Origin of the sequence: Pseudomonas sp. OA65 (assembly GCF_017498305.1) — a bacterium.
In the GTDB taxonomy this organism is placed as follows: domain Bacteria; phylum Pseudomonadota; class Gammaproteobacteria; order Pseudomonadales; family Pseudomonadaceae; genus Aquipseudomonas; species Aquipseudomonas zanjanensis.
In genome coordinates this window covers 1-18,420 of record NZ_JAGDEZ010000024.1, presented here as the reverse complement: position 1 = coordinate 18,420, position 18,420 = coordinate 1, and the positions used below count along the sequence as shown (strand labels likewise).

17 protein-coding genes are annotated in these 18,420 nt (G+C 61.0%); 14 read left to right on the top strand and 3 right to left on the bottom strand.

Translation table 11 applies throughout. The annotated features are described in order from the left end of the window. The first annotated feature begins 130 nt into the window (after positions 1-130). The 7 genes from J3361_RS19435 to J3361_RS19405 all read left to right on the top strand — a co-directional run bounded on the left by J3361_RS19435 (position 131) and on the right by J3361_RS19405 (position 8,439). Positions 131-1,390 (top strand): AGE family epimerase/isomerase, encoded by a 1,260-nt coding sequence (locus J3361_RS19435; RefSeq protein ID WP_207965940.1) that lies wholly within the window; start codon positions 131-133, stop codon positions 1,388-1,390. 116 nt (positions 1,391-1,506) lie between these two features. Next, positions 1,507-2,808 carry an ABC transporter substrate-binding protein gene (locus J3361_RS19430; RefSeq protein WP_207965939.1) on the top strand — a complete coding sequence of 434 codons (1,302 nt, stop codon included), beginning with the start codon at positions 1,507-1,509 and terminating at the stop codon, positions 2,806-2,808. Positions 2,809-2,911: 103 nt separating this feature from the next. Then, positions 2,912-3,820, top strand: coding sequence for a sugar ABC transporter permease (locus tag J3361_RS19425; protein ID WP_003198535.1), 909 nt, complete (start codon positions 2,912-2,914; stop codon positions 3,818-3,820). Next, positions 3,813-4,658 (top strand): carbohydrate ABC transporter permease, encoded by an 846-nt coding sequence (locus J3361_RS19420; protein WP_003198539.1) that lies wholly within the window; start codon positions 3,813-3,815, stop codon positions 4,656-4,658. Before J3361_RS19425 ends, J3361_RS19420 begins: the two co-directional genes overlap by 8 nt. 2 nt (positions 4,659-4,660) lie before the next feature. Continuing rightward, entirely contained in the window at positions 4,661-5,821 is a 1,161-nt protein-coding gene (gene ugpC, locus J3361_RS19415; protein WP_207965938.1) for a sn-glycerol-3-phosphate ABC transporter ATP-binding protein UgpC, read from the top strand. 161 nt (positions 5,822-5,982) lie between these two features. Continuing rightward, positions 5,983-7,329 carry a carbohydrate porin gene (locus tag J3361_RS19410; protein ID WP_207965937.1) on the top strand — a complete coding sequence of 449 codons (1,347 nt, stop codon included), beginning with the start codon at positions 5,983-5,985 and terminating at the stop codon, positions 7,327-7,329. Positions 7,330-7,584: 255 nt separating this feature from the next. Beyond that, positions 7,585-8,439 (top strand): D-hexose-6-phosphate mutarotase, encoded by an 855-nt coding sequence (locus J3361_RS19405; protein ID WP_207965936.1) that lies wholly within the window; start codon positions 7,585-7,587, stop codon positions 8,437-8,439. Positions 8,440-8,593: 154 nt separating this feature from the next. Here the strand turns inward: J3361_RS19405 and J3361_RS19400 are convergent, their stop codons facing one another. Then, positions 8,594-9,454, bottom strand: a complete 861-nt coding sequence (locus tag J3361_RS19400; protein ID WP_207965988.1) for a MurR/RpiR family transcriptional regulator — start codon at positions 9,452-9,454, stop codon at positions 8,594-8,596. A 196-nt stretch (positions 9,455-9,650) separates the two neighbouring features. Between J3361_RS19400 and zwf the strand changes: the two genes are divergently transcribed. The 3 genes from zwf to J3361_RS19385 are packed head-to-tail and all read left to right on the top strand — an operon-like array spanning position 9,651 to position 12,503. Continuing rightward, entirely contained in the window at positions 9,651-11,120 is a 1,470-nt protein-coding gene (gene zwf / locus J3361_RS19395; RefSeq protein ID WP_192262247.1) for a glucose-6-phosphate dehydrogenase, read from the top strand. Further along, positions 11,107-11,820 carry a 6-phosphogluconolactonase gene (pgl, locus tag J3361_RS19390; RefSeq protein WP_207965935.1) on the top strand — a complete coding sequence of 238 codons (714 nt, stop codon included), beginning with the start codon at positions 11,107-11,109 and terminating at the stop codon, positions 11,818-11,820. Before zwf ends, pgl begins: the two co-directional genes overlap by 14 nt. Before the next feature lie 17 nt (positions 11,821-11,837). After that, the gene (locus J3361_RS19385) at positions 11,838-12,503 is read left to right on the top strand and encodes a bifunctional 4-hydroxy-2-oxoglutarate aldolase/2-dehydro-3-deoxy-phosphogluconate aldolase (RefSeq protein WP_207965934.1); all 666 of its coding nucleotides are present in this window, start codon (positions 11,838-11,840) and stop codon (positions 12,501-12,503) included. 136 nt (positions 12,504-12,639) lie between these two features. Here J3361_RS19385 and J3361_RS19380 read toward each other — a convergent pair whose 3' ends face one another. Together J3361_RS19380 and J3361_RS19375 are read right to left on the bottom strand one after the other, a co-directional pair. Next, positions 12,640-13,827, bottom strand: a complete 1,188-nt coding sequence (locus tag J3361_RS19380) for an aminotransferase class V-fold PLP-dependent enzyme (RefSeq protein ID WP_207965933.1) — start codon at positions 13,825-13,827, stop codon at positions 12,640-12,642. 16 nt (positions 13,828-13,843) lie between these two features. Beyond that, the gene (locus J3361_RS19375) at positions 13,844-14,080 is read right to left on the bottom strand and encodes a DUF3820 family protein (protein WP_060738861.1); all 237 of its coding nucleotides are present in this window, start codon (positions 14,078-14,080) and stop codon (positions 13,844-13,846) included. A gap of 206 nt (positions 14,081-14,286) precedes the next feature. Between J3361_RS19375 and J3361_RS19370 the strand changes: the two genes are divergently transcribed. From J3361_RS19370 to J3361_RS19355, 4 genes are all read left to right on the top strand, one after another. Continuing rightward, positions 14,287-14,751, top strand: a complete 465-nt coding sequence (locus J3361_RS19370) for a PA2169 family four-helix-bundle protein (RefSeq protein WP_207965932.1) — start codon at positions 14,287-14,289, stop codon at positions 14,749-14,751. 353 nt (positions 14,752-15,104) lie between these two features. Further along, positions 15,105-17,105 (top strand): FUSC family protein, encoded by a 2,001-nt coding sequence (locus J3361_RS19365; RefSeq protein ID WP_207965931.1) that lies wholly within the window; start codon positions 15,105-15,107, stop codon positions 17,103-17,105. After that, positions 17,092-17,298 (top strand): DUF1656 domain-containing protein, encoded by a 207-nt coding sequence (locus J3361_RS19360; RefSeq protein ID WP_003198565.1) that lies wholly within the window; start codon positions 17,092-17,094, stop codon positions 17,296-17,298. Before J3361_RS19365 ends, J3361_RS19360 begins: the two co-directional genes overlap by 14 nt. 9 nt (positions 17,299-17,307) lie before the next feature. After that, entirely contained in the window at positions 17,308-18,171 is an 864-nt protein-coding gene (locus tag J3361_RS19355) for an HlyD family secretion protein (protein WP_186730491.1), read from the top strand. The last annotated feature ends 249 nt before the right edge of the window (positions 18,172-18,420 follow it).

The following is an 18,420-nucleotide window of genomic DNA, read 5'->3' as shown; positions in this document are numbered from 1 at the left end:
CGCCAGTCGCCTCAACACATTTTCTCAAGGAATGTCACAAGTCGGTGACATAACTCGCCCCTTTCGTTACCTGCCACCCGCCCTCCCTTGTTTAGACTCCCTGCGTCAAAACAACAAAAAAGGTACCCCGATGGACACCTTCCAACCGGCCTTCAGCAGTTGGCTGAACGCCCCTGCCCACCAGCAATGGCTCGCCGATGAAGGCGTGCGGCTGCTGGCGTTCGCCAAGGCCTCGAAGCTGCCGGACGGCTTTGGCAACCTGGATGAGCTTGGGCGCCTGCCGACCGATGCCCGGGCTGAAACCATGAACACCGCGCGCATGACCCACAGCTTCGCCATGGCCCACATCCAGGGCTTGCCGGGTTTCGCCGAGCTGGTGGACCACGGTATCCAGGCCCTCAACGGCCCCTTGCGCGATGCCGAGCACGGTGGCTGGTTCGCCACGACGCGGCCTGATGAAGACGGCGCTGGCAAGGCGGCCTACCTGCATGCCTTCGTCGCCCTGGCGGCCAGTTCCGCAGTGGTGGCCCAGCGTCCCGGTGCGCCGGCGTTGCTGGACGAAGCGGTGCGGATCATCGACGAACATTTCTGGTGCGAGGAGGAGGGCGCGCTGCGCGAATCCTTCAACCGCGACTGGCGCGAGGAAGAGGCTTATCGCGGCGCCAACAGCAACATGCACGCCACCGAAGCCTTCCTGGCCCTGGCCGATGCCACCGACGATCCGCGTTGGCTGGCCCGCGCCCTGCGCATCGTCGAACGGGTGATCCATGAGCATGCCGCCGCCAACGATTATTTGGTGGTGGAACATTTCGACCGCCATTGGCAGCCACTGCGCGACTACAACCAGGACAACCCTGCCGATGGCTTCCGCCCTTATGGCACCACGCCCGGTCACGGTTTCGAATGGGCGCGGTTGTTGCTGCACCTTGAAGCGGCGCGGGTGCAGATCGGCATGCTGACCCCGGGTTGGCTGGCCCAGGACGCGCAAAAACTCTTCGACCAGAACTGCCGCCACGGCTGGGACGTCGATGGTGCGCCGGGCATTGTCTACACCCTGGACTGGGACAACCGCGCCGTGGTTCGCCACCGCCTGCATTGGGTCCACGCCGAAGCGGCGGCCGCGGCCAGCGCCTTGCTCAAGCGCACCGACGAGGCGAAATACGAAGCCTGGTATCGGCGTTTCTGGGAGTTCTGTGACAAGTATTTCATCGATCGCTGCAACGGCAGTTGGCATCACGAACTCGATCCGCAAAACCGCCCCAGCGCCGATATCTGGCCGGGCAAGCCGGACCTGTATCACGCCTGGCAGGCAGTCCTGATTCCCCGCCTGCCCCTGGCACCGAGCATGGCGTCAGCCCTGGCGCGGTTATCCAGCCCTGCGCCTGTGTAACCATGTCGTGACATTTGCACGTCCCTTCGTTACCTGCGAAGGGATTCCCTCTGATTAGAATCCATGCAGCGCAAGCTCCAGACTTGCATGCATAACAACAAGAAAGGTAATTCTAGATGAATGCGATTTCTCGCCTCGCTACTGTCATTTCTCTTGCTTCCCTGCTTCCCGTCGCAGCATTTCCCGTCACCACCCTTGCCGCCGAATCCAAAGGTTCCGTGGAAGTCGTCCACTGGTGGACGTCGGGTGGCGAAAAAGCCGCGGTCGATGTGCTCAAGGCCCAGGTAGAAAAAGACGGCTTTACCTGGAAGGACGGCGCTGTCGCCGGCGGTGGTGGTTCCACTGCCATGACCGTACTCAAGAGCCGTGCCGTGGCCGGCAACCCACCGGGTGTCGCCCAGATCAAGGGCCCGGACATCCAGGAGTGGGCATCCACCGGGCTGCTCGACACCGACATCCTCGAGGACGTCGCCAAGGCCGAGAAGTGGGACAGCCTGCTCGACAAGAAAGTCTCCGATACCGTGAAGTACGAAGGTGACTACGTCGCCGTGCCGGTGAACATCCACCGCGTCAACTGGCTGTGGATCAATCCGGAAGTCTTCAAGAAAGCCGGCATCACCAAAAACCCAACCACCCTCGAAGAATTCTACGCGGCCGGCGACAAGCTCAAGGCGGCAGGTTTTATCGCGCTCGCCCACGGCGGCCAGCCTTGGCAGGACAGCACCGTGTTCGAAGCCGTAGTGCTTTCGGTCATGGGGGCCGAAGGCTACAAGAAGGCCCTGGTCGACCTGGATAACAAGGCGCTGACCGGTCCGGAAATGGTCAAGGCGCTGACCGAGCTGAAGAAAGTCGCGACCTACATGGACGCCGACGGCAAGGGCCAGGACTGGAACCTCGAAGCGGCCAAGGTCATCAACGGCAAGGCCGGCATGCAGATCATGGGTGACTGGGCCAAGAGCGAGTGGACCGCCGCGAAGAAAGTCGCCGGCAAGGACTACGAGTGCGTCGCCTTCCCGGGCACCGAAAAGGCCTTCACCTACAACATCGACTCCCTGGCGGTGTTCAAGCAGAAGGACGCAGGCACTGCGGCGGGCCAGCAGGATATCGCCAAGGTCGTGCTGGGTGAGAACTTCCAGAAAGTCTTCAGCATCAACAAGGGCTCGATCCCGGTGCGTAACGACATGCTGGGCGACATGGCCAAGTACGGCTTCGATTCCTGCGCCCAGACCGCGGCCAAGGACTTCCTGACGGACGCCAAGTCCGGCGGCTTGCAGCCGAGCATGGCGCACAACATGGCGACCACGCTGGCCGTGCAGGGTGCGTTCTTCGATGTGGTGACCAACTACATCAACGACCCGAAAGCCGACCCGGCCGATGCCGCCAAGAAATTGGGCGCAGCGGTTCAGTCGGCCAAGTAAAGCGGCAAGCTACGAGCTGCAAGCTGCAAGTGGGCACTGCTTTAGCTTGCAGCTTGTAGCTTGTAGCTGCTCTTAGTCCTTATTCTTTGTTTTGGATCTTCCCATGAGTTCTGTTGCTGTGTTCAGCAAGGCCTCGCCGTTCGATGCATTGCAGCGCTGGCTACCAAAATTGGTGCTGGCGCCGAGCATGTTCATCGTTCTGGTGGGCTTCTATGGCTATATCTTGTGGACGTTCGTCCTGTCGTTCACCACTTCGACGTTCCTGCCGAACTACAAATGGGCAGGCCTGGCGCAGTATGCGCGGCTGATGGACAACGACCGCTGGTGGGTGGCGAGCAAGAACCTGGCGCTGTTCGGCGGCCTGTTCATTGGCATCACCCTGGTGATCGGTGTGCTGCTGGCCGTGTTCCTCGACCAGCGCATTCGTCGCGAAGGTTTTATCCGCACCATTTACCTGTACCCGATGGCGCTGTCGATGATCGTCACCGGTACGGCCTGGAAATGGCTGCTCAACCCGGGCATGGGCCTGGACAAATTGTTGCGTGACTGGGGCTGGGAAGGCTTCCGCCTGGATTGGCTGATCGACCCGGACCGCGTGGTGTACTGCCTGGTGATCGCGGCGGTGTGGCAAGCCTCGGGTTTCATCATGGCGATGTTCCTGGCCGGCCTGCGGGGTGTCGATCAATCGATCATCCGTGCCGCGCAGATCGATGGCGCAAGTATGCCGCGCATCTACTGGAAAGTGGTGCTGCCGAGCCTGCGCCCGGTGTTCTTCAGCGCCGTGATGATCCTGGCGCACATCGCGATCAAGAGCTTCGACCTGGTGGCGGCGATGACCGCTGGTGGCCCGGGTTATTCCTCCGACCTGCCGGCCATGTTCATGTATTCGTTCACCTTCAGTCGCGGCCAGATGGGCATGGGCTCGGCCAGTGCAATCCTGATGCTCGGTGCGATCCTCGCGATCATCGTGCCTTACCTGTACTCCGAGCTGAGGACCAAGCGTCATGACTAGTCTCGCTGCCAAACCTTCCATCAGCCTGAGTCGCATCGCAATCTACGCGGTGCTGATCCTCGCCGTACTGCTTTACCTGGTGCCGTTGGTGGTCATGCTGTTGACCAGCTTCAAGACGCCGGAAGACATCAGCACCGGCAACCTGCTGAGCTGGCCGACCGTGGTCAGCGGCATCGGTTGGGTCAAGGCCTGGGCCACGGTCGACGGCTACTTCTGGAACTCGATCAAAATCACCGTCCCGGCGGTGCTGATCTCTACCGCCATCGGTGCCTTGAATGGCTACGTGTTGTCGATGTGGCGCTTCCGCGGTTCGCAGCTGTTCTTCGGCCTGTTGCTGTTCGGTTGCTTCCTGCCGTTCCAGACCGTCCTGCTGCCGGCCTCGTTCACCCTCGGCAAGATGGGCCTGGCCAGTACCACCACCGGTTTGGTGTTCGTGCATGTGGTCTACGGCCTGGCATTCACCACGCTGTTCTTCCGCAACTACTACGTCAGCATTCCCGATGCACTGGTGAAAGCGGCGCGGCTGGACGGTGCGGGGTTCTTCACCATTTTCCGGCGGATCATCCTGCCGATGTCCACCCCGATCATCATGGTCTGCCTGATCTGGCAGTTCACGCAGATCTGGAACGACTTCCTGTTTGGCGTGGTGTTCTCCAGCGGTGATTCGCAACCCATCACCGTGGCGCTGAACAACTTGGTCAACACCAGTACCGGGGCCAAGGAATACAACGTGGATATGGCGGCGGCGATGATCGCCGGGCTGCCGACCCTGCTGGTCTATGTGGTGGCAGGCAAGTATTTCGTGCGCGGCCTGACGGCCGGCGCAGTCAAGGGGTAATCATGGCAACGCTTGAACTTCGCAATGTAAACAAGACCTATGGTGCCGGCCTGCCGGACACCCTGAAGAACATCGAGTTGTCGATCAAGGACGGTGAGTTCCTGATCCTCGTCGGCCCTTCGGGCTGCGGCAAGTCGACGCTGATGAACTGCATCGCCGGCCTGGAGACCATCACTGGCGGCGCGATCATGATCGGTGACCAGGATGTCAGCGGCATGAGCCCGAAAGATCGCGACATCGCCATGGTGTTCCAGTCCTACGCGCTGTACCCGACCATGAGCGTGCGCGAGAACATCGAGTTCGGCTTGAAGATCCGCAAGATGAAACAGTCGGACATCGACGAAGAAGTGAACCGCGTGGCCAAGTTGCTACAGATCGAGCACCTGCTCAATCGCAAGCCTGGCCAGCTTTCCGGCGGCCAGCAACAGCGCGTGGCCATGGGCCGGGCCCTGGCGCGGCGGCCGAAGATCTACCTGTTCGACGAACCGCTGTCCAACCTCGACGCCAAGCTGCGGGTCGAGATGCGCACTGAAATGAAGTTGATGCACCAGCGCCTGAAGACCACCACGGTCTACGTGACCCACGACCAGATCGAAGCCATGACCCTGGGCGACAAAGTGGCGGTGATGAAGGACGGGATCATCCAGCAGTTCGGCACGCCGAAAGACATCTACACCAACCCGGCCAACCTGTTCGTGGCGAGCTTCATCGGTTCGCCGCCGATGAACTTCATCCCGCTGCGCCTGCAACGCAAGGACGGTCGCCTGCTGGCACTGCTCGACAGCGGCCAGGCCCGTTGCGAGCTGCCGCTGGGCATGCAGGACGCCGGCCTGGAAGACCGCGAAGTCATCCTCGGCATGCGCCCGGAACAAATCGTGCTGGCAGGCAGCGAGCCCAATGGCCTGCCGTCCATTCGCGCGGAAGTCCAGGTCACCGAGCCTACCGGGCCGGACACCCTGGTATTCGTCAACCTCAACGACACCAAGGTCTGCTGCCGCCTGGCGCCGGACGTGGCGCCGCAAGTCGGGGAGACCCTGACGCTGCAATTCGATCCGTCGAAAGTGCTGCTGTTCGACGCCCAGTCCGGCGAACGCCTGGGTGTGGCCGGTCAGCCGCAAACCGATGCCCGAACGGCGAACGTGGCGCAGTTCAAAGGCCGGTGAAGAACGAGTGTGGGAGGGCGCTTGAGGAGCAAGCTCAGCTCCCACACAAGTTCTCTCCCACAGGAAGGAGTATGCGGTGGGTGGGGACATCCGCCGCAATCGTTGTAAACCGCGTTAGATAAAAACAGTTAATAACAATAAATAAAGACGAGGATGTAGGGATGAAAAAGCAAAAAAACGCCCAGCGTATCTGCCAGTTATCAGCCGTTGCGGCGATGATGCTGGCCGGTAGCGCACACGCAGCCGACGCGTTCAGCGCCGACTCGAAGTGGATGACGGGCGACTGGGGCGGTGAACGGACCAAGCTGATCGAGCAAGGTATCGATATCAAGGCGGATTTCGTCGGTGAGATGGGTGCCAACCTCCACGGCGGCTACAACGATGACAAGACCGCGCGCTGGTCCCAGCAGTTTGGCCTGGGCGTCGCGCTCGACCTGGAAAAACTGGCAGGCTGGGGTGATACGGAAGCCAAGATCCAGTTCACCCGACGTGACGGTCGCAACATCTCCAACGACCGCATCGGTGATCCACGCGCCGGTACCCTCAGTTCTTCCCAGGAAGTCTGGGGCCGTGGGCAAACCACGCGTCTGACCCAGTTGTGGATCAAGCAGAAATACTTCGACAGCAAACTGGATGTCAAAGCCGGTTATTTCGGTGAAGGCGAAGACTTCAATACCTTCCCGTGCGAATTCCAGAACCTGGCGTTCTGCGGTTCCCAAGCGGGTAACTGGGCGACCGGCATCTGGTACAACTGGCCGATCATGCAGGCGGCGATTCGCGTCAAATACAACCTCACGCCTGAGCTCTATGCGCAAATTGGTGCCTACAACCAGAACCCTTCGCAACTGGAAAACAACAACCGCTACAAGCTCAGCGGCAGCGGTACCAAGGGTACCCTGATTCCGGTCGAGTTGGTCTGGTCGCCGAAGATCAATAACCTGCCGGGTGAATACCGTGTTGGTTACTACAAAAGTACAGCCAAGGCCGATGACGTCCGTGAAGACGAGGATGGCAACGACGCCGCGACCACCGGCAACGCCTATCGCAGCCACAGCAGCAAGGACGGCTACTGGCTCGTCGTGCAACAACAGCTCACCAGCCACAACGGTGATGCTTCGCGCGGCCTGAACATCGCGGCCAACGCGACTTTCCATGACAAGGAAACCAACGTCGTCGACAACTACCAGTCTTTGATGTTCGTGTACAAGGGGCCGTTCGATGCACGTCCAAAAGACGATGTCGGCATCGGTTTCTCGCGTATCCATGTCAACGAAGACGTGAAGAAAAACTCCGAGCTGGTCAACGCCGCCAACGGTGTCACCGACTACGATGATCCGCTGTTCGCGCCACTGCGTAGCACTGAGTACAACTACGAGATCAACTACGGTTTCCACGTGACCAACTGGCTGACCGTGCGTCCGAACCTGCAATACATCACTCACCCAGGTGGTGTGGATGAAGTCGACAACGCGCTGGTGGCCGGCCTGAAAATTCAGTCGGTGTTCTAACGCTGTTGCGATAAGCTCCTCTCTATGTGCGCATATTTGCGGACGGCCAAGGCTGTCCGCTTTTTTTTGCGGAGCGCGTTTGGTTGCGCGCAGAACCTGTGGGAGCAAGGCTTGCCCGCGATGAAGACAACGCGGTCTCCCAGGGAAGCGAGGCGTCTGTATCGCGAGCAAGCTTTGCTCCCACAGATAAATCCCCTCGCCGCAACAAGCGTTGCAAACAGATGAGCAGTTCAATGATTTCCAGGACCGCGGCCCATGCATGAGCATCCGCTACAACGCTTTTTCAGATCCTTGCGCGAGCGCCCGGTATTCGCGTGGGAGCGCTATCGGCAGCGCGATGTGCTGGTGATCGATCACCCGTTGTGCCAGGCGGTGTTCAGTCGCCAGGGCGCGCAGTTGCTGCACTTCCAGCCGCGCGGCCAGAAACCTTGGTTGTGGTGCGCGTCCAAGTGGCCGCAAGTGGGGGCGATACGCGGCGGGGTGCCGGTGTGCTGGCCGTGGTATGGCCGTCATCCCAGCGAAAACGCCTGGCCGTCCCACGGTTGGGCACGGCTGATCGATTGGAAACTGCTGGACAGCCGCAGTGATGAAGAGGGCGTGCATTTGCACTGGCAGCTGCAACTGTGCGACTGGCAAGTGGACCTGCATGCAGACTTGGGTGAACGCATGGAGCTGCGCTTGAGCACCGAGCACCAGGACAGCCTGCCGTGCCAGTTGAGCCAGGCTTTGCACGCTTACTGGCGTATTGGCGATGTCGGCGAGGTAGCGCTGTCTGGGCTCGAAGGCGCCCAAGGTTACGACCAGTTGAGCCGTGCGGTCTGTCAGCAGGAAGGCGAGTTACGGGTCGAGGGCGGCTGCCAGCGAGTGTTCCAGCATGAAGGCGAATTGCAGCTCAAGGACCACGCCTGGCAGCGCGAATTGTGCATCGATACCGGTGATAGCGCCGACACCGTGGTCTGGCATCCCGGCACCCGGCCGCTGTTGGGGGTGAGTTGGGATGAGGTCAGTGAATTCGTCTGTGTCGAAGCGGCCAGTGGCGGCACCGACAGCCTGTGCCTGGCGCCGGGGGAGCGGGCGCATTTGAGTTTGCAGGCGTGGGTAGGGGCTTAGCTCAAGTGTGTGGGGCTGCTGGCCTCATCGCGAGCAGGCTCGCTCCCACAATGGATCTGCTTCGAACACAAGTCATCTGTCCAGTGAAGAGCTACTGTGGGAGCGGGCTTGCTCGCGAAGACGGACGATCAGGCAAAGAAGATTCTGAACCGAATCAGTTGAACTCATCCCCCACCGGATACCGGCTGGCATTCAGGCTTTCCTTGATCTTGCGCAGGTGCGGCTGGAAGTCCACGCCCCGACGCAGGGTCATGCCGGTGGCGAGCACGTCCAGCACGGTGAGCTGGATGATCCGCGAGGTCATCGGCATGTAGATGTCCGTGTCTTCGGGCAGGGGGATATTCAGGCTCAGGGTGCTGGCCTTGGCCAGCGGCGAGCCTTCGGCGGTCAGGCCCAGCACCGAGGCGCCGTTTTCCCGGGCGATGCGCGCCACTTCCACCAGCTCGCGGGTGCGGCCGGTGTAGGAAATGATCACGAACAGTTCGCCGGTATGGGCCACCGACGCGATCATGCGCTGCATCAGCACGTCGGCGTGGGCGGTCACCGCCAGGTTGAAGCGAAAAAACTTGTGCTGGGCGTCCAGGGCCACCGGGGCGGAGGCGCCGAGGCCGAAGAAGTGGATTTGCCGAGCCTGGATCAGCAGGTCCACGGCGCGGCTGATCAAATTGGGATCAAGGGCCTGGCAGGCGCTGTCCAATGAGGCAATGGCGCTGCCAAAAATCTTGCGGGTATAGGCTTCCGGGTTGTCATCGGCTTCCACTGCGCGGCTGACATAAGCGGCGCCGCTGGCCAGGCTCTGGGCCAATTGCAGCTTGAGTTCCGGGTAGCCGCTGACGCCGAACGAGCGGCAGAAGCGGTTGACGGTCGGCTCGCTGACCGAAGCCGCCTGGGCGAGGGCGGCGATGCTGAAGCGGGTCGCCTGCTGCGGATTTTGCAGGATGATCTCAGCCACCTTGCGTTCGGCCTTGTTCAGGTCTTCAAGGCGACTCTGGATCTGTTCCAGTAGATTTCGCACGCGGTCCATACAAGATTCCTAGGAAGACGGGTCTTTGATACGACCCTTTGCGGTGGCCTATCCTACTGATGGCTCCGGCGGACCACCACTCGGAATCGGTATTTTCGAAAAATGTTGTGGTTATTACTACATTTTTCCTTGAGTGATACCTTGAAAAAAGGTATTTGTAGTTTAACTTGATAAAAGAACAAACATCATGCCTTCGATTACGGTTGAACCGTGCACCTTTGCCTTGTTCGGCGCGCTGGGCGATCTGGCCTTGCGCAAGCTTTTTCCTGCCCTGTATCAACTCGATGGCGCTCAGTTGTTGCACGAGGACACACGGATCATTGCGCTGGCCCGTGAACCCGGCGGCGAGCAGCAGCACCTGGCATTCATCGCCGCCGAGCTGCGCCGTTATGTCGGCGAAAAAGACCTGGACGAAGCCGTACTCGAGCGCTTCCTGGCACGTTTGACCTATCTGCATGTGGATTTCCTCAAGGCCGACGATTACGTCGCCCTGGCCGAAGCGGCCGGTTCTACCCAGCAGGTCATTGCCTATTTCGCCACCCCGGCGGCAGTGTATGGGGCGATCTGCGAGAACTTGGCGAAGGTCGGCTTGAGCGAAAACACCCGTGTCGTGCTGGAAAAACCGATTGGCTCGGACCTGGAGTCGTCGCGCAAGGTCAACGACGCCGTGGCGCAGTTCTTCCCGGAAAACCGCACCTACCGCATCGACCATTACCTGGGCAAAGAGACGGTCCAGAACCTGATTGCGTTGCGGTTCGCCAACAGCCTGTTCGAGACCCAGTGGAACCAGAACTACATCTCCCACGTGGAAATCACCGTGGCCGAGAAGGTCGGTATCGAGGGCCGCTGGGGCTATTTCGACAAGGCCGGTCAACTGCGGGACATGATCCAGAATCACCTGCTCCAGCTGTTGTGCCTGATCGCGATGGACCCTCCGGCCGACTTGTCCGCCGACAGCATCCGCGACGAGAAGGTCAAGGTGCTCAAGGCCTTGGCACCGATCAGCCCGGAAGGCCTGACCACCCAGGTGGTGCGCGGCCAGTACATCGCCGGCCACAGCGAAGGCAAGGCGGTGCCTGGCTACCTCGAAGAACCCAATTCCAACACCCAGAGCGACACCGAGACGTTCGTCGCCCTGCGCGCCGACATCCGCAACTGGCGTTGGGCCGGGGTGCCGTTTTACCTGCGTACCGGCAAGCGCATGCCGCAGAAGCTGTCGCAGATCGTCATCCACTTCAAGGAACCGTCCCACTACATCTTCGCCCCCGAGCAGCGCTTGCAGATCAGCAACAAGCTGATCATCCGCCTGCAACCGGACGAAGGGATTTCCTTGCGGGTGATGACCAAGGAGCAAGGCCTGGACAAGGGCATGCAATTGCGCAGTGGTCCGCTGCAACTCAACTTCTCCGACACCTATCGCAGCGCACGGATTCCCGATGCCTACGAGCGGTTGTTGCTGGAAGTCATGAACGGCAATCAGAACCTGTTTGTCCGTAAAGATGAAATTGAAGCCGCGTGGACGTGGTGTGACCAGTTGATCGCCGGGTGGAAGAAATCCGGCGATGCGCCCAAGCCGTATGCGGCCGGGTCGTGGGGGCCGATGAGCTCCATTGCACTGATCACGCGGGATGGGAGGTCGTGGTATGGCGATATCTGATGTGAAACTGCCGCAGGGCGTCAGCGCCCATGCATTCAAGAATCCGGTGCTGCTGGCCGAAGGCCTGGCGCTGAAGGTGGCCGAGCAGTTGCGCAACGCAATCGACGCGCGCGGTGCGGCGACCCTGGTGGTCTCCGGTGGCCGCAGCCCGGTGGCGTTTTTCCAGCACCTGGCCAAGCAGGCGCTGGACTGGTCCAAAGTGGTGGTCAGCCTGGCCGACGAGCGCTGGGTACCGGTTGAACACGCCGACAGCAACGCCGGCCTGCTCAAGCGTTACCTGTTGCAAGGCGCGGCGGCCAAGGCCCAGTTCCTGAGCCTCTACAGCGCCAGCGCCAACCTGGAAGCGGCTGCCGAACAGGCGGACCGTTTGCTGGCCGAGCTGCCACCCATCGACGTGTTGGTACTGGGCATGGGCGATGACGGGCACACCGCCTCGCTGTTCCCCGACAGTCCGAACCTGGCCCAAGCGCTGGACGCCAATGGCGCACGCCGCTGCTGGCCGATGCTGGCGCCGACCGTGCCGCACCAACGCCTGACTATGAGCCGCGCCTTGCTGGCTTCGGCGCAACACAAAGTGCTGTCGATTTCCGGTCAATCGAAGTTGACCACCTTGAACGCTGCGGTGGCCGGTGACGACGTCGCCGAAATGCCGATCCGCGCGTTTTTGCAACCTACGCTAGAGATTTACTGGTGCCCATGAACCAAGGATCAGCCGCTATGAAAAACCCATCCCCGACCGTTTCCATGGCGGACAAAGTTGCCCTGATCGACAGTCTCTGTGCCAAGGCGCGGATCCTGCCGGTGATCACCATCGCCCGTGAACAGGACATCCTGCCGCTGGCCGATGCCCTGGCCGCTGGCGGCCTGACGGCGCTGGAAGTGACGCTGCGTTCCCAATACGGCCTCAAGGCCATCCAGGTGCTGCGCGAGCAGCGTCCGGAACTGGTAACCGGCGCCGGCACGGTGCTCGACCGCCACATGCTGGAGGCCGCCGAGGCGGCCGGTTCCCAGTTCATCGTCACCCCGGGCATCACCCGTGATCTGCTCGAAGCCAGCGTCTACAGCCCTATCCCGTTGCTGCCAGGGATCAGCAACGCCTCGGGCATCATGGAAGGCTACGGCCTGGGCTATCGCCGCTTCAAACTGTTCCCGGCCGAAGTCAGCGGCGGCGTCGCGGCCATCAAGGCCTTGGGCGGCCCGTTCGGCGAAGTGAAATTCTGCCCGACCGGCGGCGTGAGCCCGGCCAACATCAAGAGCTACATGGCGTTGAAAAACGTGATGTGCGTGGGCGGTAGCTGGATGCTCGATCCGGAGTGGATCAAGAACGGCGACTGGGCCCGCATTCAGGAATGCACCGCCGAGGCCTTGGCGTTGCTTGACTGATTGTTTTACCGAACCTCGTTGGGTGTTCTACGGTTTTACGGTGCGCTTGGTCGGCGCACCGTTTTTTTTTGCCTGGGTTTTTATGCCAGCATAGATTTCCTGTGGCAAGGGAGCAAGCTCCCTCGCCACAAGGGATCTAGGTACGGCTCAGGTGAATAAGTGCTTGGGTCAACCGCTCAATATCACTCGCCAAGGTAATCAACCCCGGGGTAATGCGGATGCACGGCCCGACGCTGGTAGGGCGCACCACCGTGAAGATCCCGTGCTCATTAAGCAGTCGGTCGGCCATCGCTTGTTGATTGGTGTGGGCGGTGAAGCGCATCGCCGTGATGCCGCAATAGAGGCGCCGGTCATCCGGAGTCATGACTTCGATGTCCGGCACATCGCGCACGGCGTTCACCCACAAGTCGCGCAGGTAACAGAGACGCGCGCCCTTGGCCAAGGCACCCCCCAGGGCCCGATGTTCTTCGAAGACCAGGGGCAGGGTGAGCAAAGCCGGGATGTTCGGCGTGCTGTGGGGCGTGCGAGAGCGGACGTCGGTGGCGGGGTAGCTGTTTTCGTCCATGTCCGGATCGATGTCGGCCAACCGCTGCGGGGCGATGTACAGGAAGCCCTGGGAGAGCGGGCCGCCGATCCACTTCTGCAGGTTGAATCCGGCGAATTCGATTCCGAGCTTCTTCAGGTCGAAATCGATCTGGCCCAGGGCGTGGGCACCGTCGAGGATGATATCGACGGCAAATTCCCGGGCGCTCTCGGCAATGGCCTGGACCGGCATCACCAAACCGGTGAGGTGGTTGACGTAGGTCAGCGCCATCAACTTGAGGCGCGGGTAGCGAATGAACGCTTCGCGATAAGTGCCCACCAGGCTTTCGAAGCTGGCGGGGTGCTGGTGGACAATTTCGATCACTTCCACGCCACGCTGGCGGGCGAGCCAGCGCATGGCGCTCTTGACCGAGGCATATTCCACGTCGCAGATCAGCACTTGATCGCCCGGCTTGAGGCCGTTGTAGTTGCGAATCAAGGTTTGCAGGGCATCCACCGCGCTGTTGGCCAACGTCACGCTCTGGGGGGAGGCGTGGATCAGCCGAGCCACCTGTCGCCGAATGGCTTCGCCGTGCTCCTGGTCGAACTGCTGGCGTACGTACACGGAGTTGCCACGGTTGATGAGTTCGATGTTGCGCTGGTATTCCTCCACCACGGTGCGGGACATGCGCCCGAAGTAGCCGTTTTCCAGATTGAGCGGCCCGGTGGGGTCGACGTCATAGCGATCGACGAAGGTTCGCCAGAAAGCTTCATCGTGGGCGCGCAGCGTGTTCTCGGGCATGGCGGGTCTCAGTCAGTCAATGGCGAGGTTTGGGTAGGCCATGTTTGGCGCGCAGCGGGTCCAGCAGGTCGGACAAGCCGTTGTGGTCGATTTCCTGCATCAAGGCCAGCAAACCGCCGAGTTCACCGTGAGGGAAACCCTCGCGAGCGAACCAGTTCAGGTATTGACCCGGCAGGTCGGCGAGGATTCGGCCCTTGTATTTTCCGAAGGGCATTTGACGCGTGACGAGCAATTCGAGCTTTTCCGGATTCATGGCAATTGTCTTGATTCAAACCTCTTTCGAAAATACAGGCATTCTGCATGCAGGCCAAATGACAGATCATGCAAATCGCGCGGATACAGATTTGTTGTTTATTATTAACCTATTGATTTTTAAACGTTTTTATTAATACTGATGGCTGGCATGGCCGATGCAATATCCCTTGCAGGTTTTTTATTCACCAGCAAAGGAACTGAAAAATGACTGACATCAACAAAGAATCCATCTCCGTCTTGAACGACCTGATCGAGACCAGCAAGGATGGCCAGGAAGGCTTCAAGACCTGTGCTGAAGACATCAAGCATCCGCAACTCAAGTCGCTGTTCGTTCAACGTGCCGCCGATTGCGCAACGGCTGCGGCCGAACTGCAGGCGGCGGTTCGCTCCCTGGGTGGCGATCCGGAAACTTCCACCAGCGTGGCCGGTGACCTGCACCGTCGCTGGGTGGATGTAAAATCCATGTTCACCGGCAAGGATGAAGAAGCCGTGTTGAACGAAGCCGAGCGCGGCGAAGACCATGCGCTGAAGGCGTACAAGGAAGCCATCGAGAAGATCAACAAACACAACCTGGTGGGCATCCGTGACCTTGTGGAGCGTCAGTATCACGGTGTGCAACGCAACCATGACCAGGTCAAGGCGCTGCGTAACCAGGCGCGCGCGAGCTAAACACCCCGTCACACACAAAAAACGCCAGCATGCTGGCGTTTTTTTGTGTGTGACGACTCAGGTTGAAGGTGAACGCTGTTGTGGCGAGGGGATTTATCCCCGCTGGGTCGCGTAGCGGCCCCATTGTTTTTGGGCCCGCTTCGCAGCCCAGCGGGGATAAATCCCCTCGCCACAAGGTCAGGGAGAGTTAGGTCGATGGCATTTCAACTCATTCAGCATCAAACAGAAAAAGTGTGTTGTTGAATCCATCCACAAACAGCTCTGGACTCCAATAGGTAGCTAGCTAATAATTCCATCGCCCATCCCCTCGCATTGCATCTATTGTTACTGGCGTCCCCCAAAGAGTTTTCCGCGTGCCCATTACTATCCAGGCCTTGTTCGCCCCCGACCGCCTCGCCTTACAGTTCGCCATCAAGACCGTGCTCGGCGGTGGGTTGGCGTTGTGGCTGGCCTTGCGCTTGGGGCTGGAGCAGCCGTCGTGGGCGCTGATGACCGCGTTCATCGTCGCCCAGCCCTTGTCCGGGATGGTGGTGCAGAAGGGCTTGGCGCGCTTGCTCGGTACATTGGTGGGCACCGTCATGTCGGTGGTGTTCATGGGCCTGTTCGCCCAGGCGCCCTGGTTGTTTCTGCTGGCCTTGGCGCTCTGGCTGGGGTTGTGCACAGCGTGTTCGACGCTGCTGCGCAGTGCCTGGTCGTATTCATTCGTGTTGGCCGGCTACACGGTGGCGATCATTGCCTTGCCGGCCATTTCCCATCCGCTGGGCGTGTTCGACCAGGCGGTGGCGCGTTGCACCGAGATCAGCCTGGGCATCGTCTGCGCCACGGCGGCCAGCGCCTTGCTCTGGCCGTTGCGGGTCGAGCGGCAATTGGCCGGTCAGGCCCTGGCGGCGTGGCAAAGCGGCATGCAGGCCGCCCGTGCGACCCTGGCCGGCGATGCCCAGGCCCGCAAAGGATTGCTGGAAATCCTGGGCAGGATTGTCGCGGTGGATGCCCAGCGTGAACACGCCTGGTTCGAAGGCAGCCGTGGCCGGCAGCGCGCCCGGGCCATCAGCGGTTTGAGCCAGAAGTTGCTGATGCTGTTGCGCCTTTCACGCTCGGTGCGCCGGCAGTGGAAGCAGCTCGATCCCGAGGAGGCGCAGGCCCTCCAGCCATGGATGAACGAGGTACAGCTAGCCCTCGACGCCGACAGTGCGACTCTGCAAGCCTTGCGCCCGAGGGTCTGGGATGCGTCCCACGACCCGCAGTTCAGCGCGGCGCAAAGTTACTGCCTGGCCCGCTTCGCCTTGTTGCTCGATACCGCCCTCGCCGCGTGCGCCGCCTTGACGGCGGTGCAGGAGGGCAGGGAAGCGGCGGATCCGCCTCGCACCTTGACGCCCCATCGCGATCTGTCCCTGGCCATCGTCTTCGGTGCTCGCAGCGCCCTGGCGTTCCTGGCCGTTGCCTGTTTCTGGTTGGCGACCGCTTGGCCCGCCGCATCGGGTGCGATGCTGCTGACGTGCGTGGTGTGCAGCCTGTTCGCCAGTCGCGAAAACGGCGCGCAGATCGGCATGAGTTTTCTGCGGGGCATCCTGTTGGCCGTGCCCACGGCCTTCGTGATCGGCGAACTCATACTCCCGCAATGGAGCAGTTTCGCAATGCTGTGCATGGCCATGGGTGTGCCGTTGTTTTTCGGGGCATTGGGCATGGCTAAGCCGCAGATATTCGCCACGGCGACGTCGTTCTGCTTGCATTTCGTGGTGCTGATTTCGCCGCTCAATGCGATGAAATACGACGTCGCGGCATTCTTCAACAACGCCCAGGCGATGATGATCGGCGTGGGCGCGGCGGTGCTGGCTTTCAATCTGCTGATTTTGCGCAACCCGGCCTGGCACAGCCGCCGCCTGCTGGCGGCGACTCTCCACGATCTGGTGCGCCTGACCCATCGCAGCCTGCGTGGCGCCGAGAGCTGGTTCGGTGGACGCATGGCCGACCGGCTGTTGCAGCTGGCGCGGCATTACCCTGAATTGCCGGTGCAGGCGCGCAGCCGTTGGGATGATGGTTTGCTTGGCTTGGACATTGGCGATGAGTTGCTGCATTTGCGCCTGAGCCTGGCCGTCGCCCAAGTGCCCGATACCCGGGCGCAGCGCCGTTATTTCGAAGCGTTGGAGCAGGTGCTCGAACGCGGCCCGGCCGGTGACCAGGCCGATGCGCTGGCCCCGGCGAGCGCCGAGTTTCTGAACGTGTTGTCTGCCCAGCCGCCCGGTGACGCACTGAAGCTGGCCCAAGGCGCGGTGGTGCAATTGCAAAACAGCTGGCGCGCCTGGTGCCGCCAGCACGAACCGGAACGACGGGAGCACAGCCATGGGCTTGCGTGAGTGGTCGATCGGCGGGGTGTTGCTCAGCCCGTTCCTGATTTATGTGGTGCTGGCCTTGCTGGTGACGGGTGCGTTGCGCCTGTTGCTCAGCCTGGTGCCGGCCGGGCGCTGGATCTGGCATGAAGCCTTGTTCGACTGCGCCCTGTATGTCTGTGTCCTGACTGTTATTACCGTGGTCCTCGGGCCGCTATAGGAGTTGAACATGCGTACATCCGTACGTGTTGCCGTCACGCTGTGCATGGTGGCCGTGGCGATCTTCGCCGGCTTTCACCTGTGGCAGTACTACATGCTCACACCCTGGACCCGCGATGCGCGGATCCGCGCCGACGTGGTGGTGATTGCCCCCGATGTGTCGGGGTGGGTGCGCGAGCTCAAGGCAGTGGATAACCAGCAGGTCAAGGCTGGCGACTTGCTGTTGAGCATTGATCGCGAGCGTTTCGAAGCGGCGCTGGAGAAGGCCCGGGCCGTGGTCCAGACACGCCAGCAGCAGTTGAGTCTGCGTGAACATGAAGCCAGTCGCCGCGCCGCCCTGGGTCCCCAGGCCATCAGTGCCGAACTGCGGGAAAACGCCCAGATCAACGCGGGCATCGCCCGCGGTGAATTGCGCGAAGCCCAGGCCGAGGCCAAGGTGGCCGAACTCAACCTGGCCCGCAGCCAGGTCCTGGCCCCCCGCAGCGGCCACATCACCAACCTGCGCCTGGCCGAAGGCAACTACGTGAATGCCGGGCAGCCGGTGATGGCGCTGATCGACGATTCGACGTTCTATGTGCAGGCCTATTTCGAAGAGACCAAATTGCCCAGGATTCGTGTGGGCGATCCGGTCAAGGTCTGGCTGATGAGTGCCGGTCATGCGCTGGAGGGGCATGTCGAAAGCATCAGCCGCGGCATTACCGACCGCAACACCAACCCCGATGCGCAGTTGCTGGCGGAGGTCGAGCCGACCTTCAACTGGGTGCGCCTGGCCCAGCGGATTCCGGTGCGGATCAAATTGGACAAGGTGCCGGAAGGGGTGAACCTGAGCGCCGGGATGACGGCGAGCGTGCAGGTGCGTGAAGACCCGCAATAATTGTTGTGCTGTATTCCCTGTGGCGAGGGAGCTTGCTCCCGCTCGGCGGCGAAGCCGTCGTAAACAAGGCGCCCGAGTTTGATCAGATCAATTCGGGTGTCTTTTTTGGGGGCGCTTCGCGCCCCAGCGGGAGCAAGCTCCTATCAAACAGAACGCAAGCACTTGATTTTCTAAAACAAATTCCAGGTCAAGGCTGCACGATAGCGAATAGGTTCAATTTCCACGGAAAATGTGGTTGCCCAGAATCTA

Excerpts from the sequence above, each read along its gene's own strand:
- J3361_RS19435 (WP_207965940.1), top strand. The coding sequence starts at position 131 with ATGGACACCTTCCAACCGGCCTTCAGCAGTTGGCTGAACGCCCCTGCC.
- J3361_RS19430 (WP_207965939.1), top strand. The coding sequence starts at position 1,507 with ATGAATGCGATTTCTCGCCTCGCTACTGTCATTTCTCTTGCTTCCCTG.
- J3361_RS19425 (WP_003198535.1), top strand. The coding sequence starts at position 2,912 with ATGAGTTCTGTTGCTGTGTTCAGCAAGGCCTCGCCGTTCGATGCATTG.
- J3361_RS19420 (WP_003198539.1), top strand. The coding sequence starts at position 3,813 with ATGACTAGTCTCGCTGCCAAACCTTCCATCAGCCTGAGTCGCATCGCA.
- ugpC (WP_207965938.1), top strand. The coding sequence starts at position 4,661 with ATGGCAACGCTTGAACTTCGCAATGTAAACAAGACCTATGGTGCCGGC.
- J3361_RS19410 (WP_207965937.1), top strand. The coding sequence starts at position 5,983 with ATGAAAAAGCAAAAAAACGCCCAGCGTATCTGCCAGTTATCAGCCGTT.
- J3361_RS19405 (WP_207965936.1), top strand. The coding sequence starts at position 7,585 with ATGCATGAGCATCCGCTACAACGCTTTTTCAGATCCTTGCGCGAGCGC.
- zwf (WP_192262247.1), top strand. The coding sequence starts at position 9,651 with ATGCCTTCGATTACGGTTGAACCGTGCACCTTTGCCTTGTTCGGCGCG.
- pgl (WP_207965935.1), top strand. The coding sequence starts at position 11,107 with ATGGCGATATCTGATGTGAAACTGCCGCAGGGCGTCAGCGCCCATGCA.
- J3361_RS19385 (WP_207965934.1), top strand. The coding sequence starts at position 11,838 with ATGAAAAACCCATCCCCGACCGTTTCCATGGCGGACAAAGTTGCCCTG.
- J3361_RS19380 (WP_207965933.1), bottom strand. The coding sequence starts at position 13,827 with ATGCCCGAGAACACGCTGCGCGCCCACGATGAAGCTTTCTGGCGAACC.
- J3361_RS19375 (WP_060738861.1), bottom strand. The coding sequence starts at position 14,080 with ATGAATCCGGAAAAGCTCGAATTGCTCGTCACGCGTCAAATGCCCTTC.
- J3361_RS19370 (WP_207965932.1), top strand. The coding sequence starts at position 14,287 with ATGACTGACATCAACAAAGAATCCATCTCCGTCTTGAACGACCTGATC.
- J3361_RS19360 (WP_003198565.1), top strand. The coding sequence starts at position 17,092 with ATGGGCTTGCGTGAGTGGTCGATCGGCGGGGTGTTGCTCAGCCCGTTC.
- J3361_RS19355 (WP_186730491.1), top strand. The coding sequence starts at position 17,308 with ATGCGTACATCCGTACGTGTTGCCGTCACGCTGTGCATGGTGGCCGTG.